This window comes from Streptomyces sp. GbtcB7, from assembly GCF_019091445.1.
Classification (GTDB): Bacteria; Actinomycetota; Actinomycetes; order Streptomycetales; family Streptomycetaceae; genus Streptomyces; species Streptomyces mirabilis.
Genome location: NZ_JAGXJM010000012.1, coordinates 36,554 through 61,537 on the forward strand (window position 1 = coordinate 36,554; position 24,984 = coordinate 61,537).

A 24,984-nucleotide genomic window follows, 5' to 3' on the forward strand; every position below is an offset into this window, starting at 1 on the left:
AACAGTCGCCTCCAGTACCTTGTACGCGTGCCAGAGCCGTCCCCCACTCCTGTCCGGCGCGGCCGCCTCTTCCGTTTCGGGGCGGCCGTCGTAGTCATGCTCGCGCTCGCGGGTTACCTCGCGGTGCAGTACCTCACAGGAGGGACGGGTGCGCCGCGCTGCAGAGTCGTCTCGGGCAAGAGCGACGGCGCGTCGTACGAGTTCACCCCGGAGCAGGCGGTGAACGCGGCGACGATCTCGGCGGTCGGCACCACCCGCGGGCTGCCGGAGCGCGCCGTGGCCATCGCGCTCGCGACCGCGCTCCAGGAGTCGGGGCTGCGCAACATCCAGCACGGCGACCGGGACTCGCTCGGCCTGTTCCAGCAGCGCCCCTCGCAGGGCTGGGGCACGACGAAACAGATCATGGACCCGACGTACGCGGCCGGCATCTTCTACGAACACCTGGCCAAGGTGCCGGACTACACGCGGCTGCCGCTCACCGTGGCCGCGCAGCGCGTGCAGCGCAGCGGCTATCCGCAGGCGTACGCGAAGCACGAGCCGGACGCGACGCTGCTGGCCGCGGCCCTGACCGGCCGCGCGGCGGCCACGCTGACCTGCGAGGGCCGCCCGGGGGCGACCCCGGTCGGCGGTCCGGACTCGGTGCGCGCCGCGCTCGTACGGGACTTCGGGCGCGAGGTGCTGCAGGAGGCGGGAGCCGATGTGAGCACCGCGGGCTCCCCCGCCTCCTCGACGGCTTCGCCGAAGCTCGCCCCCTCGCCGAGCGTCTCCGGCCGGACCGTGACCGTGCCCGTGCGCAAGGACCCCACCGGCGACTCCACCGTCCGCCAGCGTGGCTGGGAGCTGGCGCACTGGGCGGTGGCCAACTCCTCGGCGCTGCACATCCAACGGGTCTCCTACGCGGGGCGGGAGTGGACGGCCGGGGAAAGGAACGGCGAGTGGCGCGCGACGGTCACCACGGGCGGTTCGACGGCGACGCAGTCCCCCGGCGAGGTCCGCATCGTCACCGCGCAGTAGTACGGGGCCTCACCTGTACGGGGGATGCGCGGCGTGGCGCGTTGCCGCTGCGAGCGGGTTTTCGCGTGCTCACTCCGGAATCCGCCGGACCCCTTGAAAACAAAGGGCCGTAAGGATTCGGCAGACTTTCCGACCGGATGCCCTTTGCCCGTTTTTATCCACAACCGATAATGCGACGCATTGCCAACTCTTTACGTCGGGCCACCGCAACCTTCGCGGGTCTCGAGCGGTAGTCACTGCGTCCGAGCCCGGAACGATCAACGGGTCGCCCGACAGCCGGTCGGCGGCCGGTCGGTCAACTCCCGGGCACGGGTGGACACTTCACCGTTCTCTTCCGTCTAAGGAGCATCATGTCCCTCCCCCTGACCCGCCGGATCGCCCGTGCCGCGCTGCTCATCGCAGCGGGAGCGGCGCCCGTGGTCGGTGCGGCCGGCTCCGCCAGTGCGGCGGCCGAACTCCCGGCCACCCCCGACCTCGGCGGGCTGACCGCTCTGGACGGCGCGCACGTCGGCAACACGGTCGACGGTGCGACGCAGAACGTCACCGGGCTCGCGGGCGCGACCGGCGGCAACGCCCTCAAGAAGGCCGTCCCGGCCGCGGGCAAGACGGGTGGCAGTGTCGCCAGGACGGCGACGCCGGCCGCGCAGAAGGTGGCCGGGGACGCGGCGGGGCAGGCCGGGGGTCTGCTCGGTGACACCGCGAAGACCGCCGGTGGTGGTCTTCCGACGGACGCGGTGACCAAGGGTGGTCTGCCGACCGGGCAGCTGCCGCTGAAGGGGCTGCCGCTCGGCTAGCCGCCGGGACCGTGCACATGCTGTAGCTGTACGGCGAAGGGGTCCAGGGAGTTTCCCTGGACCCCTTCGCGTGTGTCGGTTCCCGGCGTGCGGGCCGGTGGGGGCTGATCGCGCAGTTCCCCGCGCCCCTAGGGCGCCAGGCGTTCTACCGCCGCCGCCACTCGCTCGTCCGTCGCCGTCAGGGCCACTCGGACGAAGTTTTCGCCCGCCTCGCCGTAGAAGTCGCCCGGGGCGACGAGGATGCCCAGTTCGGCCAGGTGGGCGACGGTGTCCCAGCAGGACTCGCCGCGGGTGGCCCACAGGTACAGGCTCGCCTCGCTGTGCTCGATACGGAAGCCGTGGCGCAGCAGGGCCTCGCGCAGGGCGGTGCGGCGGGCCGCGTAGCGCTCGCGCTGTTCGCGGACGTGGACGTCGTCCGCGAGGGCGGCGACCACCGCGGCCTGGGTCGGCGCGGACGTCATCATGCCGCCGTGCTTGCGGATCTGGAGCAGGTCCCCGAGGACGGCGGGGTCACCGGCGAGGAACGCGGCACGGTAGCCGGCCAGGTTCGAGCGCTTCGAGAGCGAGTGGACCGAGACGATCCCCTCGTACGAGCCGCCGCAGACGTCCGGGTGCAGGACCGAGACCGGGTCGGCCTCCCAGCCCAGCTCGAGGTAGCACTCGTCGGAGAACACGAGGATGTCGTGCTCGCGGGCCCACGCGACGATCCGGGCGAGTTCCTGGGCGGACAGGACCCTGCCCGTCGGGTTCGACGGGGAGTTCAGCCACAGGAGCTTCAGGTCGGTCGGGTCCAGCTCCGTGGGGTCGTCGTAGACCACGTGGTCCGCGCGGGCCAGGCGCGCGCCGACCTCGTACGTCGGGTAGGCGAGGCGCGGGTACGCCACCTTGTCGCCGGGGCCCAGGCCCAGCTGGGTGGGGAGCCAGGCGACGAGTTCCTTGGAGCCGACGATCGGGAGCACGTGCTGGTGGGTGATGTCGCGTGCGCCGAGCCGCCGCTCGACCCAGCCGGTGAGCGCGTCGCGCAGTTCGGGCGTGCCCCACACCGTGGGATAGCCCGGCGAGTCCGCGGCCGCGACCAGAGCTTTCTGGATCAGCTCGGGCACCGGGTCGACCGGGGTGCCGACGGACAGGTCGACGATGCCATCCGGATGAGCGGCGGCCGTCGCCTTGAAGGGCTCCAGCTTGTCCCAGGGGAAGACGGGAAGCCGGTCGGAGACTGCGGACACGGGATCGGGCTCACTTTCTCGTTCGTACGACCCGTACACACACGGCCTGCGCGCCTGGGGCCGGTACGGGCCGCTACGGCAAACGCCTCGGCCCCGCACGGCGATCGAGGGGATCGAACCGTACGGGACCGAGGCGGCGCGTAGGTGCGGCCGCTTACTGGTTCTGCGGCGGCAGCGCTGCGATGAAGGGGTGATCGCGCTCGATCAGACCGAGCTTGCTGGCGCCGCCGGGCGAGCCGAGTTCGTCGAAGAACTCGACGTTCGCCTTGTAGTAGTCCTTCCACTCTTCGGGAGTGTCGTCCTCGTAGAAGATCGCCTCGACCGGGCACACCGGCTCACAGGCTCCGCAGTCGACGCATTCGTCCGGGTGGATGTACAAGGACCGGGAGCCCTCGTAGATGCAGTCGACCGGGCACTCCTCGATGCACGCCTTGTCCTTGACGTCGACACAAGGCTGCGCGATGACGTAGGTCACGCTGTCGTTCCTCCTCGATAGGGCGCTGGCGGGCCTCCGTAGGCTCCGCCGCCTGGCGCGCGGGAGCGCGGCGTCGTCGATGCCCGCACCTAGTATCTCCGTTCCGGGGCGTGATCCATACAGGAGGGGTGAACTGACCTGTGGAAATCTCTGCGGCCGGACGTCTCGAGGTCCGAATCACCGCTGCTGACGTGGGCAAACGTGTCTCTGTTCGGCGGATGATCGTAGATATCGAAGGTGCCACCGGCGGTGAGAAGTTCACTGACACGGTCGGTGTTCTCACATCATGGGACGAGAGTGTGCTGCTGATCACACGGCGCGACGGCGAAATCGTCCGGATTCCGGAATCCTCGCTGGTCGCGGGCAAGGTCGTACCGGCCGCCCCGGCGCGTCGGCGGGGCCCCTCGGCCTCGTACGAGGAGCTGGCGCGGGTCGCCGCGCGGGCCTGGCAGCCGGTGGAGAGCGAGCGGCTCGGCGACTGGGAGCTGCGGGCGGCCTCCGGGTTCACCCGGCGCGCGAATTCCGTGCTGCCGCTCGGCGACCCGGGCGTGCCGCTCGACGAGGCGCTGACGTACGTACGCGACTGGTACGCGGCCCGTGACCTGCCCGCCTACGTCCAGACCGCCACCGGGGCCGAGGGCACGCAGGAGGTGCTGTGTGCGGAGCTGGAGGCGCGCGGCTGGGCGCGTGAGGTGAGTGCCGGGCTGTGGATCGGCGCGCTCGCGCCACTCGCCGACCGCGAGGCACCGGAGGCCTCCGGGGTGGTCCTCGCCCGCACGGCCGACGAGGCCTGGCTGGGCCGCTACCAGCGCAAGGGGCTGAGCGAGGTCGCGCTGCACGTCCTGGGCAGCGGACCCTCGGTGTGGTTCGCGACGGTGCCCGGTGCCGAGGGGGAGCCTCCGGCCGCGATCGGGCGGTGTGTCGTCGACGGGCGGTGGGCCGGTTTCGCGGCCGTCGAGGTCGACCCCGCCCAGCGTCGCAGGGGCCTCGCCACCGCCGTCATGGCCGCGCTCGCCCGCCGTGCCCTGGACGAGGGCGCCTCGGCGGCCTGGCTCCAGGTGGAGGCGGACAACGCGGGAGCGCGGGCGCTGTATGCCGGGATGGGCTTCGCGGCGCATCACACGTACCACCACTACCGCGCGCCTGAGACATCCGCCGACGACCGCCGTCGACCGGCGTGATGGGGTACCAGACCGCCATGCCTTCCCCCCATCCCCCGGAGCCGGAGCGAGCCGCCGAGGTGCGGCGGAGGTTCGCCGAGGAGGCACGGTCCGAGCGGCCCGACCTGGCGGCGCTGTGTCTGCTGATCGGGGCGGCGGCGGACGGCACGCTGGACGAGGCGGGGACGGACGCGGCCCAGATCGAACTCGACCGGCTCGCCGGACAGCTGCCGTTCCGGCCCGGTGGGGCGCTGTCCTGGGCTACCGCGCTCGCCGAGCTGCTCGGCGGGCGCTGCGGGTTCCGGGGCTCGCCCGGGGACTATCAACGGCTGGAGTCGTCGCTGCTGCACGCGGTGCTGCGGCGGCGGCGCGGGCTGCCCATCCTGCTCTCCGTGGTGTGGATGGAGGTGGCCAGACGGGCCGGCGCGCCGGTGTACGGGGTCGCCCTGCCCGGGCATTTCGTGGTGGGCTTCGGGCCGGCCGAGCAGCAGGTGCTCGCCGATCCCTTCGACGGGGGGCGCGTGCTGAGCGGCTCCGATGCCGAGCTGCTCGTGCAGGGCGCCACCGGGGCGCCCCTCGATCCCGCGATGCTCGTCCCCGCCCCTCCCCTCGACGTGGTCGTGCGGATCCTGAACAACGTCCGGGCGTGGGCGGCGGCGCGGCCGGAGCGGTCGGATGTCGGCCTGTGGGCCGTGGAGTTGGCGCTGTTGTTGCCGTCGCATCCCGCGCGGTTGCGGTACGAGCGGGCTCAGTTGCTGGTGCAGCGGGGGGATTTCCTGGGTGGGGCCGCGGAGTTGGATGCCTACGCCGATGTGGTCGCCGCGGTGGATCCGCCTTCGGCGGAGAAGGTTCGGGGGCAGGCTCGGGCGGCTCGGGCGATGTTGAACTGAGTTCGCCCAGGCGCCGTGAAGAAAACTGACTTCGGGCGACTGCGGGCTCGTCGTGGCTGGTCGCGCCCACGCGGCGGAGCCGCACAATGTCACAGCCCCGCGCCCCTTTCGGGGCGCTCAGCCCAACCGGGGTCTTACAGCCAGCCCTTCTCCCTCGCTATCCGGACCGCCTCCGCCCTGTTGCGGGCCGTCAGCTTCTGGATCGCTGTCGAGAGGTAGTTGCGGACCGTGCCCTGGGAGAGGTGGAGGGTGGTGGCCAGTTCGGCGTTGGTGGAACCGTCGGCCGCCGCGCGGAGGACCTCGCGTTCGCGGTCGGTCAGGGGGTTGGCGCCCTCGGCGAGGGCGGCGGCCGCGAGGGTGGGGTCGATGACCCGTTCGCCGGCGAGCACCTTGCGGACCGCCGCGGCGAGTTGGGCGGCCGGGGCGTCCTTGACGAGGAAGGCGTCGGCGCCGGACTCCATGGCGCTGCGCAGATAGCCGGGGCGGCCGAAGGTCGTGAGGACGAGCAGTTTGATGCCGGGGAGCTCCTTGTGGACCTCGGCCGCCGCCTCGATGCCCGTCTTGCCCGGCATCTCGATGTCGAGGAGCGCCACGTCCACGTCGTGGGCACGGGCCGCGGCCAGCACCTCGTCGCCGCGCGCCACCTGGGCGACCACCTCGATGTCGGGCTCCAGGCCCAGCAACGCGGCCAGCGCCTCGCGGACCATCGACTGGTCCTCGGCGAGCAGGACCTTGATCGTGCGGCTCATGCACCGGATCCTACGGGGTGATCGGCGGCCTCGAAGGGGGCCTGCGCCGGTACCCGTGCGACCAGCCGGAAGCCGTGCCGCACCCGGCCCGCCTCCAAGGCTCCGCCGACCTTCTCCAGCCGCTCGGTCAGGCCCGTCAGACCATTGCCAGGACCATGGCCCGAGCCGCCCGAACCGTCGTCCTCCACGCTCAGTTCGAGCATCGGGCCGTCCAGCGTCTGGCGGCGGACGAGCTCCACGGTGCAGCGCCGGGCCCCGCTGTGCCGTACGACATTGGTGACCGCTTCCCGCAGTGCCCAGGCGAGCGCGGACTCGCTCTCCTCGGCGACGTCGGTGAGGTCCGGCTCGGCGGGCAGGTCCGCGGTGACGCCCGCCGCCGTCAACGCGACCTGGGCGCCCGCGAGTTCGCCGGACAGCCGGGGGCGCCGGTAGCCGGTGACCGCCTCGCGCACGTCGACGAGGGCCTGCCGGCTGACCTGTTCGATGTCGGCGACCTGCTGGGCCGCCTTCTCGGGGTGGTCGGGGAGCATCCGGCCGGCCAGCTCGCTCTTGAGGGTGATCAGGGAGAGCGAGTGGCCCAGCAGGTCGTGCAGATCGCGGGCCAGGCGCAGGCGCTCCTCGTTCGCGGCCAGTTGGGCGACCGTCGCACGGGCCTCGCGCAGCGCGATCGTCGTGCGGATCAGTTCGCGGACGCCGGTCATGGCGAACCCGCCGAGGAAGGCCGGGATGAGCAGCCCCGCCAGATACGCCTTGCCGCCCGACACGGTCAGGGCGATCCCCGTCAGCACGGCGGAGACGGCCGGGATGACCCAGCGCGCCATCCGCAGCGGAAGCACCGCGCCGGACGCGATCGAGACGTACACGAACAGGACGAGCCACTCCCGCCCCAGGGTGAAGGAGAGCAGGGCGGCCTCGGCCGCGAGGACCACGAGCGAGACGAACACGAAGGGGGTCGTCTCGCCGCGGCCGGTGCGGAAGACCAGCGCCCCGTACCACCCGACGAAGGCCACCAGGCCGAACCAGCCGAGTACGACGACACCGGTGCTGTGCCCGCCGTGCACCAAGTCGCTGACGGGCGCGCTCAGATAGACGAGCCAGATGCCGGTCCAGATGGCCTTGACCATCTTCTGCCTGCGATTCTGCGGGCGTTGCCCGATGCCGATGCTGCTCACGCCTTCAGCGTGTCCTTCCGGTACAGCCATGCCGCGCCGCCCGCGAAGAGGAGGAAGGAGACAGCGAGGATGGCGAGGTCCTTCGCGTGCGGGGCGTCGCCCAGTTCGATGGATCGCCCGAGGGCAGCGTACGCGTGCGTGGGCAGCCAGGACGCGATCTTCTGGAGCCAGTCGGGGAAGGTGGTCGTGGGCATCCACAGGCCGCCGAGCACCGAGAGCCCGAAGTACAGGATCATCGTGATCGGGCGGACCGCGTCGCCGCTCGCGAGATAGCCGATGGCCACGCCGAGCGCGGCGAAGACGAGGCTGCCGGCCCAGATCGCGCCGGTGAGCGCGAGCCACTGCCAGGCGTCCAGCCGTACGTGCTTCACGGCGGCGGCGACCGCGAAGACGACCACGATCGACGGCAGGCTGATCACGGCGGCGCTGGCCGTCTTCGCCAGGACATAGCCGCGGCCCGGCAGGGTGGTGAGCCTGAGCTGCCGTACCCAGCCGCTCTCGCGCTCCTTCGCGATGCGTTCGCTGTTGCCCATCAGGACGGCGGTCAGGGCGCCGAAGGAGGCCATGGAGACCATGAAGAAGGTCGGCAGGGTCAGCCCGGTGCCGTCCACCTTGGTGGTGCTGTCCGCGCTGCCCGCGATCAGCAGGAACAGGGCCGAGGGGTAGACCACCGAGAAGAACAGGAACTTCTTGTTGCGCAGGGCGCGGGTGATCTCGAGCTTGATGAGGCTGTTCACTGCGACTTCGCCTCCTCGGCGGCCGTGATGGCGACGAAGGCCTGCTCGAGCCCGAGCCCGGCGACTTCGAGATTGCGGGGGTAGAGGCCGAGCCCGTACAGCGCGTGTACGGTCGCGTCGGCGTCGGAGGACTGGATGCGGACGGTGTGCCCGGAGACGTCGATCGAGGTCAGGAAGGGCAGGGCGCGCAGCGGGGCCTCGTCGATGGGGCCTTCCAGGTCGAAGGCGATACGGCGGGCGCCGGCCTTCGCCTTGATCTCGGCGGCGGTGCCGTCGGCCAGCAGGCGTCCCCGGTGCAGTACGAGGACGCGGTCCGCGATGGCGTCGGCCTCCTCCAGGTAGTGCGTCGCGAACAGGACGGTCCTGCCCTGGTCGGCCTGCTCGCGCATGGTGGCCCAGAAGGCCTGGCGGGCGGAGACGTCCATGCCGGTGGTGGGCTCGTCGAGGACGATGAGGTCGTTGGCGCCGGCGGTGGCGAGCGCGAAGCGGACGCGCTGTTCCTGGCCGCCGGAGAGCTTGTTGACCTTGCGGTCGGCTATCTGCGAGATGCCCGCGCGGGCCAGCACGTCACTGACCTTGTACGGCTTCGGGTGCAGATCGCAGGCCAGCTTCACCAGCTCGCCGACCGTCACCTCGTCCATCAGGCCGCCGCTCTGCAGCATGGCGCCCACCCGGCCGCCGACGATCGCCTCGCGGGGGCCGGCGCCGAACACCCGGACCGCGCCGGTGTCGGGGTGCTTGAGGCCGAGGAGCAGGTCCAGCGTGGTCGACTTGCCGGCCCCGTTGGGACCCAGCAGGGCGACGGTCTCGCCCGGGTGCAGGTCGAGCGTCAGCCCGTCGACGGCCCGTACGTTCCCGTAGCTCTTGCTCACCTGATCGAACCCGACCACCGGGGTGGTGGCGGGCGCCGCTGTTGTCGTCATGGGGACCATCGTGGCCGCGCGGGCCCGGTGCCCGGCAGTGTCGGCGGTCCTGACTGCCGGATGACAGATGTCATGTCGTGCCTGGTGCTGGTCGACCCCTTCGGCCGGCACGGTGGCGGCCTCGGTGCGCGTGGAGCGCGTATGCACATGCCGGTAATTCGGTGGCATGCACGTGCCAAGATAAGTAGTTTGATCGCCGCTCGGCTTGACCCGCCAGGCACAACCACCACAAGGGGGAAACTGTGATGCGCAGACTTCTTGCCGGCGCCGCCACCGCCATGGCCGCCGTCGCCGGCCTCGCCTTCGCCGCCCCGGCGCAGGCGGCGCCGTCGGACACGGTCTCGGTCCAGGACATCAACTGCCACGCCAAGGAGAGCGTACGGATCCGGCAGTCGAAGTCGACCAGCTCGACCGCCCTCGGGCTCTTCCCCAAGGGCGCGGGGGCAGACTGCGGCGGGGCCTCGGAGGGGGGCACCTACACCGCCTGCGGCCACACCGACGGATACTTCTGGATCGCGATCAACTACCAGGGCGTCAAGGGCTACATAGCCCTGTACTGCATCACGCGTCCGTGACCTCGTGAAGCCCGTGGAGGCCCGTCCTCCCAGGACGGGCCTCCACGCGTTCGCCCTGCGACGACGGAGCCCCTGCCCGGTGCGGGCAGGGGCTCCGTTCATCCGGACGACCAGAGGTCAGCTCGGTTTGATGTCGATGACTCCGACGCGCTCCGCCGCCGTCTTGCCGCGAAGGGCCTTGCCCAGTGCGGTGACGACGTCCTGTGGCGTGACAGCGCGCTTCCCGCTCGCGGTCTGGATCAGCACGCCGTCGAAGGTGGCGCCGTACGCCTTCTTGAGCGCCGTGAGGTCGTACGTCTCCACGAGCTTGCCGTTGACGGCCTTGAAGCCGAGGATCTTCGGCAGTGACAGGGCGCCGAACGGGATGCTGTGTGCCGCGTCGGTCTGAATGGTGACGCGGGCGGACATCGCAGGCTCGGCGAACTCCTTCATCATCCGGTCGACCTCGGCGTTCGAGACGGTCGGCTGACGGGTCGTGGTGGCGACCTTCACCGGGGCGGTGGTGCCGGTCTCGACCTGGGCGCGGTACGCGTCCTCGACGGCCTGGGTCGAGGCCGCCACGTCGATGCCCTTGCCCGCCTTGCCGTACACGGCGACGGCCTTACCGGACTCGAACTTGATGGTGCCGTCGCTCGCCGAACCGGAGCCGCTCGCGGTGCGCTCCAGGGCGGCCTGGAGCTTCTCCTCGTCGACGGGCATCGCCGGCTCGACGACGCGCTGCTGACCGAACAGCGAGCCGATCACGGAGACCGGGTTGTAGTCGCTGCCCGCGGCGGCGCGGACCGTGTCCTGGGCGTTGAACTGGAGCCCGGCCTGGTCCGGCTTGAGCGAGACCGTGGTGCCGTCCACCGACAGCTGGAGCGCCTTGTTCATACGGGCCCCGAAGGCGTCGTCGAGCTTCTTGACGGCGTCGTCGCGGGTGCCGCCGCCGATGTCGACGCCGAGCACCGTGGTGCCCTTGGGGACGTCCGAGCGGTTCATCAGCAGCCCCGCGCCGTAGACGCCACCGCCGATGAACACCACGCCGACCACAAGGAGCGTCAGCTTGCTGCGGCCCTTCTTCTTGGCCGGCTTCTTCGAGGGGGCGGCGGGCTTCGGGGCCGGCTCGGGCGCCTTCGGCGGGGTGTGCGGCAGCGGTCCGTCGGTGCGCGCGCCCGGCCCGAACGGCGAGTTCTGGGCGGCAGGCACGACGGGAATGCCGCTGGTCAGGGTGTGCCCGGAGACGTTGTCCACCGGGCCGCCGCCGTAGCCCTGGCCGCCCGGATCGGGCGCGGGCTTCTGCGGGGTGAGGATCGCGGTGTCGTCGCTGAGGCCGCCACCGGGGTATCCCGCGCCGAGGCCGGCCGCGCCGTGCCCGCCGGGGACGCCATGGCCACCGGGGCCACCGGGGCCACCGGGGCCACCGGGGCCACCGGCCAGGCTGCCCGGAGCCACGCCCGGGCCGACCGGCGGCACCAACGGGCCGTCACCGGTGACCGGACCGCCGGTCGGACCCGCGGGACCGCCCCTGCCGTTCTCCGAGAAGTTCTCCGCGAAGTACGGGAGGTCGTCACGGCGCGGTTCGCCACCGGGCCCTGCAGGGCCTCCAGGGCCACCGGGCCCGCCCGGGCCGTCGCTTCCTATGGCAGGGAACGAGGCAGTGTTACCCAGCGCCGCGGAGACGTCGAAGGAACCGGTGCCGCCGCCGTGACCGGGGGCCACGGGTCCGGCGCCGGTGGCACCGGGCAGCCCGGCACCGTTCGTACCGCCGCTCCCGGGGCGGGGCGCGTTCGCCCCGCCGGGCCGGGCACCGCCCGCGCCGCCCAGGGGACCGGCACCGTTCGCGCCACCGGGGGCACCCGGACGCGCACCGCCGGTGCCGTTGCCGCCCGGCGTACCCGCGCCCTGCGGCGCCGCGGGACCCGTGGGTCCCGAACCGCCGGGCAGGCCCGCCCCGTTGGTGGACCCGCCGCCCGTACCGCCGCCCGGCGCACCGGACTTGCGGGGCGCGAACCAGTCGCTGGTCTTCTCTCGGGCCGGAGCACCGCCCGCGGCGGCGGCTTCGGCCGAGGTCTCGGTGGCCGTGGCCGCTGCCACGGGCGCACTCACGGCACGCTGCGCCTCCGCGGGGGCTCCCGCGGAACCGGCGGACTCGGGGGGCGACTCGGCGTCCCCGACCGGTGTGCGCACGACGACCGGCGGGATGGGCCGCGATCCGGGGATGTTGATCCGGATCCGTGTCGTCAGCGTGGTCTCGGTCTTGCGCTCCTCCGGCGGGGTGCCGCCGGCCGAACGGCCCGCGTCGGCACCGTTTTCGGAAGCCGTGGGGGTCCCGTAGGGGGGCGTCCCCGACGGGTACGCGGCTCCACCGCGCCCGTTGGGCCCGGAGGACGAACTGTCAGTTTCACGACTCAAGGCAGGTTCTCCCGGTTGGCTCCGCCGCCCGTTTACTCGACCTCATCTCGGGCAGCTCGGCGGCGCGCACCACCATACTGGCCGCATTCGGCGCGCAAACCTCGCCCGCCCAGGAAACTCGCACGGGACCCGCACGTGTCCGGTACGGCGAAGTGGGACGTCACTTCCCAAGTCGGACGACGGAGTCGTGCGGTTGCCGCCCCAGACCAAGCGTGGCGCACATCACAGCCACGGCCATCCCGCCGAGCAGGAAGAGGTAGGAACCGAACCCCGCGCCGAAGAAGAAGTCCCCTTCCGGGCGGGTGGAGGTGAGCAGAACGACCGCGATCATCCAGCCCGCCGCGGGCGCGACGGCGCCGGCCCGGGAGCCCGTCGCCCGCGATCCGCCCAGGAAGAGCCCGGCCGCGCCAACCAGGGCGAGCAGCAACCCGCCCGGGAACCAGGCGGCTTGCACCAGCGTTCCGGCGGCCCCGACCACCGCGCCGAGCAGGAAGAGGCCCAGGTGGGCCACGATCCGCCCGGCCGAGGGCCGCGGCAGCGGCTGGGCGAGCGCGCTCCCCCGCTGTCCCGACATGCTCATCACGCGTCTGCCTTTCCCTGCTCGGTTCCCGTGGATCTCTGCTCGGTTCCCGTGGATCTCTGCTCGGTCTCCGTGGATCTCTGCTCGGTCTCCGTGGAACCCTGTCCAGTCCCCGTGGAACCCTGTTCGATCCCCGCGAAGAGGTCGGTCTCACGACCGGGTCCCGCGCGCTCCCCGCGCACCAACTCGTAGTACTCGGTGGTGAACAGCGGTTGCGCGAGTGCGTTCGACAGCGCGAACCAGGGTTCGGCCACCTCGATCTGGGTGGCGTGCGCCCGCATGGCGGCGGCCTTCGCGGCGCCGTACGCGGTCCCGTCGATCGCGGTGGTGACCACCGTGTCGTCGACCACGCCGGGTACGTCGGCCACGGCGGCGGAGTGCTCGAAGGGCAGTCCGGGCAGGGCCTCGCGCAGCCGTCGGAAGCCCTCCTCGACGACGGAGCGCGGGGCACGGTTCCAGTAGACCTTGGTGATCTCCCAGGGCGCGCCGAGGTCGGGGCGGGCGGCGGGGTCCGCGGCCAGCTCGACGGCGCGTTCGGCGACGCGGTGGGCCTGGATGTGGTCCGGGTGTCCGTAGCCACCGTCGGGGTCGTAGGTGACGAGCACCTGGGGGCGGACCTCGCGGATCACCTCGACCAGGTACTCCGCGGCCTCGTCGACGTCGGCGGACCAGAAGGCGCCCGCGCGGCGGTTCTGCTCCAGGCCCATCATCCCGGAGTCGCCGAAGCGCCCGGGACCGCCGAGGAAGCGGTGGTCGGTGACCCCGAGCTCCTTCATTGCGGCGGCCAGCTCACCGATCCGGTGCGGGCCGAGCCCGCCCTCGCGGTCGGGCGCGAGATGCGCCAGCTCGGGCGGGATGACCTCGCCCTCCTCGCCGAGGGTGCAGGTCACCAGCGTCACATGGGCGCCCTCGGCCGTGTACCTGGCCATGGTCGCGCCATTGTTGATCGACTCGTCGTCCGGGTGCGCGTGCACCAGGAGCAGACGCCGGTCGGGCAGTTCCGTCATGGAACCCACCCTACGAGGCGCCCGGCCCACCGCCGAGGCGGGCACGGGTCGTGGCGCAAGCTCCCCGCCAGGACGTGAAGCTCCCCGCCAGGACGTGAAGCTCCCCGTCAGAACTTGAAGCTGCCGATCATGTCCGCGACGTTCGTCGTCAGGTCGCTGATCGTGGGGGCCATCGTCGAAGAGGCGAGATAGAAGCCGAACAGGACACACACGACCGCATGGCCGGCCTTCAACCCGGACTTCCTGACCAGGATGACGACGATGATCGCCAGCAGCACCACCGCCGAAATCGAGAGTGCCACGGCGGCTCACCTCCAAAGATCCCAGGGACATGGGGGGTCGGACATGGGGGTCGGTAAATCCATACAGCGGCCAGCGGGTTCATACCCACACACCGCCAGTGATCATAACTATCCATACGCGCGCATCGATCGGCGCACGGCCGCACAAGGGGGCGCATGGCCAATATGGTCAAGGCATGACGACCGAGCCTCTCTCCTTCCCCCGCCGGTACGCCCGGACGCAGCGCTTCACCCGCGGCGCGCCCCGCGCGTTCACCGTCTCCCCGGACGGTTCCCGGGTGGTGTTCCTGAGGTCCTCCTCCGGTACGGACCGGGCGAATCAGCTGTGGGTCCTCGATGTCGCGGAGGGGCAGGAGCGCGTCGCGGCCGACCCGGGGACGCTGCTCGGCGGCGCCACGGAGCGCCTGTCGGCGGCGGAGCGGGCGCGCCGCGAGCGCAGTCGCGAGGGCGGCGCGGGGATCGTCGGCTATGCCACGGACACGGCGGTCGAGCTGGCCTCTTTCGCCTTGTCAGGGCGGCTTTTCACGGCGGAGCTGCGAGCCGGTACGGCACGTGAACTCCGGGTCCCGGGACCGGTGATCGACCCGCGCCCCTCGCCCGACGGACGGCTCGTGGCGTATGTCCGCGGGGGCGCCCTGCGGGTCGTCGGCGCCGAGGGGGACGGCGACCGGGCGCTCGTGGAGCCGGAGTCCGATGCGGATTCGGGGACGGTTTCCTATGGATTGGCTGAGTTCATCGCGGCCGAGGAGATGGGGCGTTCGCGCGGTTTCTGGTGGTCTCCGGAAGGGGACCGGCTGCTGGTCGCGCGGGTCGACGACGCGCCCGTGCGGCGCTGGTGGATTTCCGATCCCGCACAACCGGAACGCGCTCCGCAGCAGGTCGGCTACCCGGCCGCCGGAACGGACAATGCGGACGTGAGGCTCTTCGTGGTCAGCCTCGACGGGGTGCGCACGGAGGTGGTCTGGGACCGGGCGCACTACCCGTACCTGGCGCATGTGCACTGGTCAGCGGCGGGCGCGCCACTGATTCTGGTACAGGCGCGGGACCAGCGCAGCCAGCTGTTCCTGGCCGTCGACCCGGACACCGGGGCGACCCGGATGGTGCACGCCGACGAAGATCGACAATGGCTGGATCTTTTCCCTGGCGTGCCGTGCTGGAGCCCCGCGGGACAGCTCGTACGGATCGCCGACGAGGGCGGGGCGCGGGTCCTGGCCTTCGGCGAACGCCCGTTCACGGGACCGCAGTTGCATGTGCGCGCGGTGCTGGACGTCTCGGACGACGACGTGCTGATCGCGGCGTCGGCCGGCGAGGCGGCGACCGTCCCGGAGACGGGCGAGGTGCATGTCTACCGCGTCAACGAGCTCGGTGTCGAGCGTCTCTCCCAGGAACCCGGCGTGCACGCGGCGGTGCGCGGCGGGGGCGTGACCGTGCTGGTCTCCTCGGTGCCGGACCGCCCGGGAGCCCAGGTGCAGGTGCTGCGGGACGGAAAGCGGGCGGCGACTGTCACGTCGTATGCAGAAAGTCCCGGTCTGTCCCCGCGCGTGACGCTCACCGAGGGGGGCGCACGGAAAATCTCATGCGCCCTGCTTATGCCTACTGACTACGACGGTGTCACTCCCCTCCCCGTCCTCATGGACCCCTACGGCGGTCCGCACGGCCCCCGGGTGCTGGCCGCGCACAACGCGCACCTCACCTCGCAGTGGTTCGCCGACCAGGGCTTCGCGGTGGTCGTCGCCGACGGCCGCGGCACCCCCGGCCGCTCCCCCGCCTGGGAGAAGGCGGTCCGCGACGACTTCACACTCACCCTCGACGACCAGATCGACGCGCTGCACGGCCTCGCGAAGAGGTTCCCGCTGGATCTGTCCCGGGTGGCGATCCGGGGCTGGTCGTTCGGCGGCTGGCTCGCGGGGCTCGCCGTGCTGCGCCGCCCCGACGTCTTCCACGCGGGCATCGCGGGCGCCCCGGTCACCGACTGGCGGCTGTACGACACCCACTACACGGAGCGCTACCTCGGTGATCCGGCGACGGCCGCGGAGGCGTACGCGAAGAGCTCGCTGATCACGGACGACGGGCTGTCCGCGCCCGCCGAGCCGCACCGGCCGCTGATGATCGTGCACGGCCTCGCGGACGACAACGTGGTGGTCGCGCACGCCCTGCGGCTCTCCTCGGCACTCCTGGCCGCGGGCCGCCCGCACGAGGTGCTGCCCCTGTCGGGCGTCACCCACATGACCCCGCAGGAACAGGTCGCGGAGAACCTCCTGCTGCTCCAGGTGGACTTCCTGAAGCGATCACTGGGCATGACCGGCTGAACACATGCGACGGGCCGGGGCGACATGGCGCGCCCCGGCCCATCTACGGCACCCGCACGGCCGTACGCTGATTACCTTGACGCGTCCGTATATCGGTGCCGCTTCGGCCAAGTTGCCTGCATGTTAACGAAGTTCGCCATCATTTGAGGGCTTATGTCGCCCGCTCGGGCGGTTCCTCCGGCGGTACGACCCGCTTCTCCTCGGCGAAATGACAGGCCGAGTCGTGCGCGGCCGGACCCCCCACGGAGCGGAACTCCGCGGGCACCGCGAGCGGCGGTACCTCCAGCGCGCAGCGCTCCTGGGCCTTCCAGCAGCGGGTGCGGAAGCGGCAGCCGGAGGGGATGTTCGCCGGGGAGGGCACGTCTCCGGCGAGGATGATCCGCTCCCGTCGCGCACGGGCCTCGGGGTCGGGGACGGGCACGGCGGAGAGCAGGGCCTGGGTGTACGGGTGCGTCGGATGGTCGTAGATCTCGGCGTCCCTGCCGGTCTCCACGATCCGTCCGAGGTACATCACGCCGACCCGGTCGGAGATGTGCCGCACGATGGAGAGGTCGTGCGCGATGAAGACGTAGCTCAGGTCGAACTCGTCCTGGAGCCGCTCCATCAGGTTGATCACCTGCGCCTGTACCGAGACGTCGAGCGCGGAGACGGGCTCGTCGGCGACGATGATCTCGGGGCGCAGCGCCAACCCCCGTGCGATGCCGATGCGTTGGCGCTGGCCGCCGGAGAACTGGTGCGGATAGCGGTTGATGTACTCGGGGTTGAGGCCGACCACGTCCAGCAGGTCCTGGACGCGTCTCCTGCGGTCGCCCTTGGGCGCGACCTCGGGGTGGATCTCGTAGGGCTCCCCGATGATGTCGCCGACCGTCATGCGCGGGTTGAGCGAGGTGTACGGGTCCTGGAAGACCATCTGGATGTTGCGGCGTACGGCCTTGAGCGCCCTGCCGGACAGTTTGGTGATGTCCTCGCCCTTGTACTTGATCGTCCCGTCCGTCGGTTTCTCCAGGTTGACCAGCATCCTGGCGACCGTCGACTTGCCGCAGCCGGACTCGCCGACGATGCCGAGGGTCTCGCCCGCGGCGAGTTCGAAGTCGACCCCGTCGACGGCCTTGACCGCGCCGATCTGCTTCTTGAAGAGGATCCCCCGCGTCAGCGGGTAGTGCTTGACCAGGCCGCTGACCTCCAGAATCGCCTCAGCCATCGAGGCACTCCCGCCAGAAGAAGCAGGCGCTGGTGCGAGCCCCGGCTTCCCGGTCCACCTCTGCGCGGTCCACCCCGTCACGGTCCACCTCGAACAGCGGCGGCACCTCGGTGCGGCAGATGTCCTGGGCCATCGGGCAGCGCGGGTTGAAGGCGCAGCCGGGCGGGATGTGCATCAGGTTGGGCGGCAGGCCCTTGATCGCGTAGAGCTCCTGGCCCTTCTGGTCGAGGCGCGGGATCGACTCCAGGAGGCCCTTGGTGTACGGGTGGGCGGGGGCCTTGTAGATGTCGTGGACCGGCGCGGACTCGACGATCCGGCCCGCGTACATGACGGCGATCCGGTCGGCGACGTCCGCGACGACGCCGAGGTCGTGGGTGATGAGGATGAGCCCCATGTCGAGCTCGCGCTGCAGCTCGGCGAGCAGGTCCATGACCTGGGCCTGGACGGTGACGTCGAGGGCGGTGGTCGGCTCGTCGGCGATGATCAGGGCGGGCTCCAGGGCCAGCGCCATGGCGATCATGATGCGCTGGCGCATGCCGCCGGAGAACTGGTGCGGATAGTCGCGCACCCGGTCGGCGGCGGCCGGGATGCGCACCCGGTCCATCAGCTCGATCGCCTTGGCGCGGGCGTCCTTGCGGGACATCCCGCGGTGCACGGTGAACATCTCGCCGAGCTGGTCGCCGACGCTGAGCACGGGGTTGAGGGAGGACAGCGCGTCCTGGAAGATCATCGCCATCTCGGCGCCGCGGACCTTGCGCCGCTCGTCCTCCTTGAGCTTCAGCAGGTCCCGGCCCTGGAAGAGGATCTCGCCGCCGGTGATCCGCCCGGGCGGCATGTCGAGGATGCCCATCACGGCCTGCGCGGTGACGGACTTGCCGGAACCGGACTCGCCGAGGACGGCGAGCGTCTCGCCCTCGTCCACGCCGTAGTCGACCCCGTTGACGGCCTTGGCGACCCCGTCCCGGGTGCGGAACTCCACGTGCAGATCGCGTACTTCGAGCAGCACGGCCGTCACCTCAGCTTCGGGTCGAGGGCGTCGCGCACCGCGTCGCCGAGCATGATGAACGCGAGCACGGTGATCGCGAGGGCGCCGGCGGGCCACAGCAGCATGTGCGGGGCCGTGCGGATGTAGGCGGAGGCCGAGGAGATGTCGATGCCCCAGCTGACCGTGGGGGGCTTCAGGCCCACGCCGAGGTAGGAGAGCGTCGCCTCCAGCGCGATGTAGGTGCCGAGCGCGATGGTGGCGACGACGATGACCGGCGCGACGGCGTTGGGGGTGATGTGCCGGAGCATCAGGCGGGAGTTCGAGGCACCGAGGGCGCGGGCGGCCTGGACGTAGTCGTTCTGCTTGATGGTGATGACGGAGCCGCGCGCGATGCGCGAGATCTGGGGCCAGCCGAGCAGCACCATGAACCCGATGACCGGCCAGATGGTGTTGCTGGTCACCACGGAGAGGAGGACCAGGCCGCCGAGCACGACGGGGATCGCGAAGAAGATGTCGGTGATCCGGGAGAGGACCGAGTCGCCCACTCCGCCGAAGAACCCGGCGAGCCCGCCGAGCACCGAGCCGAGGATCGCGACGCCGAGAGTGGCGCAGACGCCGACGCTGATCGACACGCGGGTCCCGTACACCACCCGTGTGTAGACGTCGCAGCCCTGCCCGTCGAACCCGAAGGGATGTCCCGGCTGCGAGCCCTCCTGGGCCTTGGCGAGGTCGCACTTGAGGGGGTTCTGGGTGGCGATCAGCGAGGGCCACAGGGAGATGACGACCAGGAAGAGGATGAGGAGCCCGGAGACGATGAAGACGGGGTTGCGCCGCAGATCGCGCCAGGCGTCGGACCACAGGCTCCTGGGCTTCTCCTGAGGGCCCGTGCCCTCGGGGCCGCCCGGTGTCCGCTCCAGGGTGGCGCCCTCGCTCGTGGCGAGGTCCATGGCGCCGCCCGCGCCGGTCGCGGCGATGGCGCCCTCCCGCTGGTACGGCGGCGGCTGCTCAGGCATAGCGGATCCTCGGGTCGAGTACGGCGTAGAGGAGGTCGACGAGCAGGTTGGCGACCAGGAACACGAGGACGAGGACGGTCACGAAGCCGACCACGGTCTGGGTGTTCTGCCGCACGATCCCCTGGTAGAGCTGGTAGCCGACGCCGTGGATGTTGAAGATCCGCTCGGTGACGATCGCGCCGCCCATGAGCGCGCCGATGTCCGTGCCGATGAAGGTGACCACGGGGATCAGCGAGTTGCGCAGCAGGTGCTTGGTGATCACCCGGTGCCGGGGCAGGCCCTTGGCGACGGCCGTACGGACGTAGTCGGACCGCTTGTTCTCGGCGATGGAGGTCCGGGTGAGCCGGGTGACGTAGGCGAGGGAGACGGAGGCGAGGACCAGTCCGGGCACGATCAGTTCGCCGAAGGTGGCGTCCGTGGAGACCGAGGGTCTGATCCAGCCCCACTCGACACCGAAGAGCAGTTGCAAAAGCAATCCGGTGACGAAGGTCGGGATCGAGATGACGACCAGGGTGAGCAACAGGACACCGGTGTCGACGGGCCGGCCGCGGCGCAGCCCGGTGACGACGCCCAGCAGGATGCCGATGACGATCTCGAAGAGGATCGCGACGATCGTCAGCCGGATGGTGACGGGGAATGAGTCGGCCATCAGCTCGGTGACCGGCTGCCCGGTGAAGGCGGTGCCGAAGTCGCCGGTGAAGACATTGCCCATGTACGTGAGGTATTGCTGCCACAGCGGCTTGTCGAGGCCGAACTCCTTGCGCAGCTGGGCGGCGGTGGCGGGGTCGCACTGCCGCTCGCCGCACAGGCCCGCGATGGGGTCGCCCATCACGTTCACCATCAGGAAGATCAAGAGCGTGGCGCCGATGAAGACCGGGATCATCTGGAGCAGACGCCGGATCACATACCGTCCCATGAGGGCTCCGGAGGTAGTACGGGGCCCACGCCCGGGTTCGCTTCAGCAACCCGGCGTTCGCCCCGTGGACGGCTCAGCTGACCTTGATCTCGTTGTAGACGGGCACGCTGAACTGGTTGAGCGCCACGTTGGAGATCCTGTCCGAGTAGCCCGCGCTGCCGTTCTGGTACCAGAGCGGGATGGCGGCCATGTTGTCCCGTACGACCCCTTCGGCCTGCTGGAAGAGCTGGATGGCCTTGGCCTTGTCGGTCTCGGCGTTCGCCTGGTCGACGAGCTTGTCGAAGTCCTTGTTGGACCACTTGCCGTCGTTGGAGGAGGCGTTCGTGTAGTACAGCGGCTGAAGGAAGTTCTGGATCAGCGGGTAGTCCATCTGCCAGCCGGCCCGGAACGGACCCGGCATCTTGTGCTGCCCGATCTGGTTGCGGAAGTCGGCGAAGGTGCCGATCGGGTTGCCGACGCAGGCCTTGTCGTTGCCCAGCGCGTTGTTGATGGAGTTGCAGACGGCGTCGATCCACTCCTTGTGGGAGCCGCTGTCCGCGTTGTACGAGATCTTGATCTGGCCGCCGGGCAGTCCGCCGCCGTCCTGGATCAGCTTCTTCGCCTGCGCGGGGTCGTACCGGCAGGAGGCGCCGCACAGGCCGTCCTGGAAGCCGCCGGCCGCGCCGAGCACCGGTGAGGTCCAGTCGGAGGCCGGGGTGCGGGTCTTCTGGAAGATCGTGCTGGTGATCTGGTCCCGGTTGATCGCCATGGACAGGCCCTTGCGGACGTTCTCCATGCCGCTCTTGTCCCAGGCCGGGTCGTAGAAGGGGAAGGCGATGGTCTGGATGATGCCGGCCGGGGTGTTGATGTACCGGCCGCCGAGATCGCTCTTCACGTTCTTGAGCTGGGCGGCGGGCACGTCGTCGACGAGGTCGAGGTTGCCCGCCATCAGGTCGGTGTAGGCGGTGTTGTTGTCGGTGTAGACCTTCAGGTCCACCCCGCCGTTCTGTGCCTTGTCCGTCCCCGGGTACGCGTCCCACTTCCGCAGGGACATCATCGAGCCCTTGGTGTACGAGTCGACGGCGTAGGGCCCGTTGCCGATCGGCTTCTTCAGCCAGGCCGCGTGGTCGCTGAAGAACGCCTTGGGCAGCGGCGCGAAGGCCACGTAGCCGAGGGTGTCGGGGAAGGTCGAGAACTTCTGGTTGAGCTTGACGGTGAAGGTGTGGGCGCCGGTGACCTTCAGCCCCGACAGCGTGTCCGCGCTCTGCGTTCCCGCCTCGGGGTGGACCTTGTCGTAGCCCTCGATGTACCCGAAGAAGTACGCGTTCTTCTGGTTGTTCTTGAGACTGGCCCCGTAGTTCCAGGCGTCCACGAAGGACTGCGCGGTGACGGGCTCTCCGTTGCTGAACGTCCAGCCGTCCTTGACGGTGATCGTGAAGTTCTGCGAGTCCGAGGTGTCGATCTTCTGCGCCAACATGTTCTGGGCGGCGCCGGTCCTGGCGTCGTACCGCTTCAGACCCCGGAAGATCATGTCGAGGACCTTGCCGCCCTGCACCTCGTTGGTGTTGGACGGCTCCAGCGGGTTCTGCGGGTCCCCCCAGGAGGAACTGAGCACTCCGGACGCGCCGCTGCTGCCGCCGCCTCCGCCGCCTCCGCAGGCCGTCGCCACGAGGGCCACCGCCGCCGCGCCCACGGCCCATGTGGCGTGCGTCGCTCCACGCATGGAGTGCCTCCCAGAGTGCGCTGCCGCCAGCGCCGCAGCGCTGTTCCATTACCGGCCAATATCAACCTGTAACGCACATACCGCACATTCAGGCCACCCGTACGTGGAGTCCACGCCCGCATATGTCAGGCGCGCGCGACCAACTCCACCTCGAAGCCGTCCGCGTCCTCCAGATACGCGGCGCAGTGCTCCGGACCGCCCGCGTGCGGATAGCGGTCCGAAAAGAGGGGTGACCAGCCGTGGCGGGGTGCTTCGGCGACGAGCCGGTCGAGTTCGGTGCGGTCCGGCACGTGGAAGGCGAGGTGGTTCAGGCCGGGGCGCAGACGGTCGTGGGAGTCCGTCCTCAGCGCGGGCGACTGCTCGACGACGAGATAGGTCTCGCCCCGGCGCCAACTGCGGCCGTGCGGCCACTCCTGGTACGGCTCACAGCCCAGGCTCTCCAGCAGCCATCCCCAGGAGCGGACCGCGCGCTCCAGGTCCGGCACCCACAGTTCGACGTGATGCAGCATGTTCCCCCACCCGACCCCCGCCCGGCCCTCGCCCGGCCCTCGCCCGATCTTCCCCCACCCGTTCCTGCCCCACCCGAAAAAGCCGGTTCCCGGCACCGCGGTGGCGGTGCCGGGAACCGGCCTGTCGATCACGGGACGCGTGGCGCTCAGGCCGCGTGCACGACGTCCTTCTCCTCGGCGAAGTGGCACGCCGACTCATGGGCCGCCGGCGAGTCCACGCCCTTGAACACCTGGGGCACCGCGAGGATCGGGGTCTCCACGGAGCACTTGTCCTGGGCCTTCCAGCAGCGGGTGCGGAAGCTGCAGCCCGACGGCGGGTTGGCCGGGGACGGCACGTCACCGGTCAGGATGATCCGCTCGCGGTGCTCACGGGCCTCCGGGTCCGGCACCGGGACGGCCGACAGCAGCGCCTGGGTGTAGGGGTGCGTCGGGTGGTCGTAGATCTGCTCGTCGCTGCCGATCTCCGCCATCTTGCCGAGGTACATCACGCCGACCCGGTCCGAGATGTGCCGGACGATCGACAGGTCGTGCGCGATGAAGAGGTAGGACAGGTTGAACTCGTCCTGGAGCCGCTCCATCAGGTTGATGACCTGCGCCTGCACCGACACGTCCAGCGCCGACACCGGCTCGTCGCAGATGATGATCTCGGGGTTGAGCGCGAGACCACGGGCGATGCCGATGCGCTGACGCTGACCGCCGGAGAACTGGTGCGGGTAGCGGTTGATGTACTCGGGGTTGAGGCCGACCACGTCCAGCAGTTCCTGGACCTTGCGCCGCCGGTCGCCCTTCGGAGCCACCTCGGGGTGGATGTCGAAGGGCTCACCGATGATGTCGCCCACCGTCATACGGGGGTTGAGCGAGGTGTACGGGTCCTGGAAGACCATCTGGATGTTGCGGCGCACGGCCTTCAGGGCGCGCCCGGACAGCTTGGTGATGTCCTGGCCCTTGTAGAAGATCTCGCCCGCGGTGGCCCGCTCCAGGTTCATCAGGAGCTTGGCCACGGTGGACTTGCCGCAGCCGGACTCGCCCACGATGCCCAGCGTCTCGCCCTGGTGCAGATCGAAGGAGATGCCGTCGACGGCCTTCACCGCGCCGATGTGCCGCTTGAACAGGATGCCCTGGGTGAGCGGGAAGTGCTTCACCAGGTTGCGCACCTGAAGGATCGGCTCGCCACGGTCCACCGGCGCCTCGATCGCGGCGACCGCCTCCGTCTCGGAGTGGGCGTCGACGACCTCCACGTCGGAGACGTTCGGGGTGGCCTCCTGCTCGTCGTTCTTGCTGAGCTCAGCCATGGATCGTCTCCTTCCAGAAGTGGCAGGCCGAACCGCGGCCGACCAGCTCGGTGCCGTCCTGCTCGCTCACCGGGAGCAGCGCCGGCACGTCGGTGCGGCAGATGTCCTGGGCCTTGGGGCAGCGCGGGTTGAACGCGCAGCCGGTCGGAATGCGCAGCAGGTTGGGCGGCAGCCCCTTGATCGCGTACAGCTCCTGGCCCTTCTGGTCCAGGCGCGGGATCGAGTCCAGCAGACCCCGCGTGTACGGGTGCGCGGGGCGCTTGTACAGCTCGTGGACCGGGGCGCGCTCCACGATCCGGCCCGCGTACATCACGGCGATCTTGTCCGCGACGTCGGCGACGACGCCGAGGTCGTGGGTGATCAGGATCAGGCCCATGTTGTACTCGCGCTGAAGGTCCGCGAGCAGGTCCATGACCTGGGCCTGGACCGTCACGTCGAGCGCCGTGGTGGGCTCGTCCGCGATGATCAGGTCCGGCTCCAGGGCCAGCGCCATCGCGATCATGATGCGCTGGCGCATACCGCCCGAGAACTGGTGGGGGTAGTCGTTCACACGGGCCGCGGAGGCCGGGATCTTCACCCGGTCCATCAGCTCGATCGCCTTGGCCTTGGCCTCCTTCTTGGAGAGGCCCTGGTGCACCCGGAACATCTCGCCGAGCTGGTAGCCGACGGACAGGACCGGGTTGAGCGAGCTGAGCGCGTCCTGGAAGATCATGGCGATCTTCTGGCCGCGGATCTTGCGGCGCTCCTCGCCGGACATCTTGAGCATGTCCTGGCCGCGGAAGAGGATCTCGCCCTGCGGGATCCTCGCCGGCGGCATGTCGAGGATGCCCATGATCGCCTGCGCGGTCACGGACTTGCCGGAGCCGGACTCGCCGAGCACGGCGAGCGTCTCGCCCGCACTGACGCTGTAGTTGACACCGTTGACCGCCTTGGCCACGCCCTCGCGGGTGTGGAACTCGACGTGCAGGTCACGCACTTCGAGCAGCGGCCCGTCGTCGGTGCCGCCCTTACGCGGGGCGGGCACCGGGACGGAGTCTTCGATGATGGTCACGTACGCCT

Annotated in this window: 24 protein-coding genes; 6 read left to right on the forward strand and 18 right to left on the reverse strand. The window is 70.6% G+C overall.

All coding sequences use genetic code 11. The features are described from left to right. Positions 1–27: 27 nt before the first annotated feature. Complete coding sequence (locus KVT44_RS20590; RefSeq protein ID WP_217568073.1) at positions 28–1,014, forward strand: heavy metal transporter; 987 nt, start codon at positions 28–30, stop codon at positions 1,012–1,014. A gap of 350 nt (positions 1,015–1,364) precedes the next feature. Further along, on the forward strand, positions 1,365–1,808 hold the full coding sequence (locus KVT44_RS20595) for a hypothetical protein (protein ID WP_054228227.1): 444 nt from the start codon (positions 1,365–1,367) through the stop codon (positions 1,806–1,808). A gap of 128 nt (positions 1,809–1,936) precedes the next feature. Here the strand turns inward: KVT44_RS20595 and KVT44_RS20600 are convergent, their stop codons facing one another. Continuing rightward, complete coding sequence (locus tag KVT44_RS20600; RefSeq protein WP_217568074.1) at positions 1,937–3,034, reverse strand: bifunctional succinyldiaminopimelate transaminase/glutamate-prephenate aminotransferase; 1,098 nt, start codon at positions 3,032–3,034, stop codon at positions 1,937–1,939. Between the two features lie 154 nt (positions 3,035–3,188). Beyond that, positions 3,189–3,509: a ferredoxin gene (gene fdxA, locus KVT44_RS20605; protein WP_018089397.1), complete on the reverse strand. Its 321-nt coding sequence runs from the start codon at positions 3,507–3,509 to the stop codon at positions 3,189–3,191. A 140-nt stretch (positions 3,510–3,649) separates the two neighbouring features. Here fdxA and KVT44_RS20610 point away from each other — a divergent pair, with 140 nt between their 5' ends. Next, positions 3,650–4,690, forward strand: a complete 1,041-nt coding sequence (locus KVT44_RS20610; protein ID WP_217568075.1) for a GNAT family N-acetyltransferase — start codon at positions 3,650–3,652, stop codon at positions 4,688–4,690. A 17-nt stretch (positions 4,691–4,707) separates the two neighbouring features. Next, complete coding sequence (locus tag KVT44_RS20615) at positions 4,708–5,559, forward strand: transglutaminase-like domain-containing protein (RefSeq protein ID WP_217568076.1); 852 nt, start codon at positions 4,708–4,710, stop codon at positions 5,557–5,559. A gap of 134 nt (positions 5,560–5,693) precedes the next feature. On the opposite strand, the gene KVT44_RS20620 is transcribed toward KVT44_RS20615, so the two are convergent. From KVT44_RS20620 to KVT44_RS20635, 4 genes are read right to left on the reverse strand one after another with little or no spacing between them, the layout of a single operon-like run. Further along, the gene (locus tag KVT44_RS20620) at positions 5,694–6,308 is read right to left on the reverse strand and encodes a DNA-binding response regulator (RefSeq protein WP_217568077.1); all 615 of its coding nucleotides are present in this window, start codon (positions 6,306–6,308) and stop codon (positions 5,694–5,696) included. Then, positions 6,305–7,480 carry a histidine kinase gene (locus tag KVT44_RS20625; protein WP_217568078.1) on the reverse strand — a complete coding sequence of 392 codons (1,176 nt, stop codon included), beginning with the start codon at positions 7,478–7,480 and terminating at the stop codon, positions 6,305–6,307. The genes KVT44_RS20620 and KVT44_RS20625 overlap by 4 nt, the downstream gene beginning before the upstream one ends. Beyond that, positions 7,477–8,217: an ABC transporter permease gene (locus KVT44_RS20630; protein ID WP_101400493.1), complete on the reverse strand. Its 741-nt coding sequence runs from the start codon at positions 8,215–8,217 to the stop codon at positions 7,477–7,479. Before KVT44_RS20630 ends, KVT44_RS20625 begins: the two co-directional genes overlap by 4 nt. Further along, a complete protein-coding gene (locus KVT44_RS20635) occupies positions 8,214–9,140 on the reverse strand; it encodes an ABC transporter ATP-binding protein (protein WP_201264300.1) in 927 nt (308 codons plus the stop codon). The genes KVT44_RS20630 and KVT44_RS20635 overlap by 4 nt, the downstream gene beginning before the upstream one ends. 245 nt (positions 9,141–9,385) lie before the next feature. On the opposite strand from KVT44_RS20635, the gene KVT44_RS20640 reads away from it, so the two are divergent. After that, on the forward strand, positions 9,386–9,715 hold the full coding sequence (locus KVT44_RS20640) for a hypothetical protein (protein WP_190172289.1): 330 nt from the start codon (positions 9,386–9,388) through the stop codon (positions 9,713–9,715). A gap of 117 nt (positions 9,716–9,832) precedes the next feature. Here the strand turns inward: KVT44_RS20640 and KVT44_RS20645 are convergent, their stop codons facing one another. The 4 genes from KVT44_RS20645 to KVT44_RS20660 all read right to left on the reverse strand — a co-directional run bounded on the left by KVT44_RS20645 (position 9,833) and on the right by KVT44_RS20660 (position 13,998). Beyond that, positions 9,833–12,109 carry a hypothetical protein gene (locus KVT44_RS20645; protein WP_217568079.1) on the reverse strand — a complete coding sequence of 759 codons (2,277 nt, stop codon included), beginning with the start codon at positions 12,107–12,109 and terminating at the stop codon, positions 9,833–9,835. Between the two features lie 160 nt (positions 12,110–12,269). Continuing rightward, a complete protein-coding gene (locus KVT44_RS20650; protein ID WP_099920793.1) occupies positions 12,270–12,689 on the reverse strand; it encodes a DUF6113 family protein in 420 nt (139 codons plus the stop codon). Then, positions 12,689–13,696 (reverse strand): N-acetyl-1-D-myo-inositol-2-amino-2-deoxy-alpha-D-glucopyranoside deacetylase, encoded by a 1,008-nt coding sequence (mshB, locus tag KVT44_RS20655; RefSeq protein WP_217568080.1) that lies wholly within the window; start codon positions 13,694–13,696, stop codon positions 12,689–12,691. Before mshB ends, KVT44_RS20650 begins: the two co-directional genes overlap by 1 nt. 107 nt (positions 13,697–13,803) lie before the next feature. After that, positions 13,804–13,998: a hypothetical protein gene (locus tag KVT44_RS20660; RefSeq protein ID WP_054228237.1), complete on the reverse strand. Its 195-nt coding sequence runs from the start codon at positions 13,996–13,998 to the stop codon at positions 13,804–13,806. Positions 13,999–14,174: 176 nt separating this feature from the next. Between KVT44_RS20660 and KVT44_RS20665 the strand changes: the two genes are divergently transcribed. Beyond that, on the forward strand, positions 14,175–16,307 hold the full coding sequence (locus KVT44_RS20665) for a S9 family peptidase (protein ID WP_217568081.1): 2,133 nt from the start codon (positions 14,175–14,177) through the stop codon (positions 16,305–16,307). 151 nt (positions 16,308–16,458) lie between these two features. On the opposite strand, the gene KVT44_RS20670 is transcribed toward KVT44_RS20665, so the two are convergent. The 8 genes from KVT44_RS20670 to KVT44_RS20705 all read right to left on the reverse strand — a co-directional run bounded on the left by KVT44_RS20670 (position 16,459) and on the right by KVT44_RS20705 (position 24,976). Further along, a complete protein-coding gene (locus KVT44_RS20670) occupies positions 16,459–17,508 on the reverse strand; it encodes an ABC transporter ATP-binding protein (protein ID WP_217568082.1) in 1,050 nt (349 codons plus the stop codon). Further along, positions 17,501–18,514: an ABC transporter ATP-binding protein gene (locus tag KVT44_RS20675; protein WP_099925402.1), complete on the reverse strand. Its 1,014-nt coding sequence runs from the start codon at positions 18,512–18,514 to the stop codon at positions 17,501–17,503. The genes KVT44_RS20670 and KVT44_RS20675 overlap by 8 nt, the downstream gene beginning before the upstream one ends. A gap of 5 nt (positions 18,515–18,519) precedes the next feature. Next, positions 18,520–19,506, reverse strand: a complete 987-nt coding sequence (locus KVT44_RS20680; protein WP_075028759.1) for an ABC transporter permease — start codon at positions 19,504–19,506, stop codon at positions 18,520–18,522. Further along, complete coding sequence (locus tag KVT44_RS20685) at positions 19,499–20,422, reverse strand: ABC transporter permease (protein WP_054228241.1); 924 nt, start codon at positions 20,420–20,422, stop codon at positions 19,499–19,501. Before KVT44_RS20685 ends, KVT44_RS20680 begins: the two co-directional genes overlap by 8 nt. Positions 20,423–20,495: 73 nt before the next feature. Next, positions 20,496–22,124 (reverse strand): ABC transporter substrate-binding protein, encoded by a 1,629-nt coding sequence (locus KVT44_RS20690; protein ID WP_217568083.1) that lies wholly within the window; start codon positions 22,122–22,124, stop codon positions 20,496–20,498. Positions 22,125–22,249: 125 nt separating this feature from the next. After that, positions 22,250–22,633, reverse strand: a complete 384-nt coding sequence (locus KVT44_RS20695) for a VOC family protein (RefSeq protein ID WP_099920799.1) — start codon at positions 22,631–22,633, stop codon at positions 22,250–22,252. Positions 22,634–22,779: 146 nt separating this feature from the next. Beyond that, on the reverse strand, positions 22,780–23,925 hold the full coding sequence (locus tag KVT44_RS20700) for an ABC transporter ATP-binding protein (RefSeq protein ID WP_217568084.1): 1,146 nt from the start codon (positions 23,923–23,925) through the stop codon (positions 22,780–22,782). Continuing rightward, positions 23,918–24,976, reverse strand: a complete 1,059-nt coding sequence (locus KVT44_RS20705; protein WP_099920801.1) for an ABC transporter ATP-binding protein — start codon at positions 24,974–24,976, stop codon at positions 23,918–23,920. Before KVT44_RS20705 ends, KVT44_RS20700 begins: the two co-directional genes overlap by 8 nt. Positions 24,977–24,984: the final 8 nt, after the last annotated feature.

Excerpts from the sequence above, each read along its gene's own strand:
- mshB (WP_217568080.1), bottom strand. The coding sequence starts at position 13,696 with ATGACGGAACTGCCCGACCGGCGTCTGCTCCTGGTGCACGCGCACCCG.
- KVT44_RS20665 (WP_217568081.1), top strand. The coding sequence starts at position 14,175 with ATGACGACCGAGCCTCTCTCCTTCCCCCGCCGGTACGCCCGGACGCAG.
- KVT44_RS20640 (WP_190172289.1), top strand. The coding sequence starts at position 9,386 with ATGCGCAGACTTCTTGCCGGCGCCGCCACCGCCATGGCCGCCGTCGCC.
- KVT44_RS20620 (WP_217568077.1), bottom strand. The coding sequence starts at position 6,308 with ATGAGCCGCACGATCAAGGTCCTGCTCGCCGAGGACCAGTCGATGGTC.
- KVT44_RS20690 (WP_217568083.1), bottom strand. The coding sequence starts at position 22,124 with ATGCGTGGAGCGACGCACGCCACATGGGCCGTGGGCGCGGCGGCGGTG.
- KVT44_RS20680 (WP_075028759.1), bottom strand. The coding sequence starts at position 19,506 with ATGCCTGAGCAGCCGCCGCCGTACCAGCGGGAGGGCGCCATCGCCGCG.
- KVT44_RS20700 (WP_217568084.1), bottom strand. The coding sequence starts at position 23,925 with ATGGCTGAGCTCAGCAAGAACGACGAGCAGGAGGCCACCCCGAACGTC.
- KVT44_RS20650 (WP_099920793.1), bottom strand. The coding sequence starts at position 12,689 with ATGAGCATGTCGGGACAGCGGGGGAGCGCGCTCGCCCAGCCGCTGCCG.
- KVT44_RS20695 (WP_099920799.1), bottom strand. The coding sequence starts at position 22,633 with ATGCTGCATCACGTCGAACTGTGGGTGCCGGACCTGGAGCGCGCGGTC.
- KVT44_RS20635 (WP_201264300.1), bottom strand. The coding sequence starts at position 9,140 with ATGACGACAACAGCGGCGCCCGCCACCACCCCGGTGGTCGGGTTCGAT.
- KVT44_RS20615 (WP_217568076.1), top strand. The coding sequence starts at position 4,708 with ATGCCTTCCCCCCATCCCCCGGAGCCGGAGCGAGCCGCCGAGGTGCGG.
- KVT44_RS20670 (WP_217568082.1), bottom strand. The coding sequence starts at position 17,508 with ATGGCTGAGGCGATTCTGGAGGTCAGCGGCCTGGTCAAGCACTACCCG.
- KVT44_RS20685 (WP_054228241.1), bottom strand. The coding sequence starts at position 20,422 with ATGGGACGGTATGTGATCCGGCGTCTGCTCCAGATGATCCCGGTCTTC.
- KVT44_RS20595 (WP_054228227.1), top strand. The coding sequence starts at position 1,365 with ATGTCCCTCCCCCTGACCCGCCGGATCGCCCGTGCCGCGCTGCTCATC.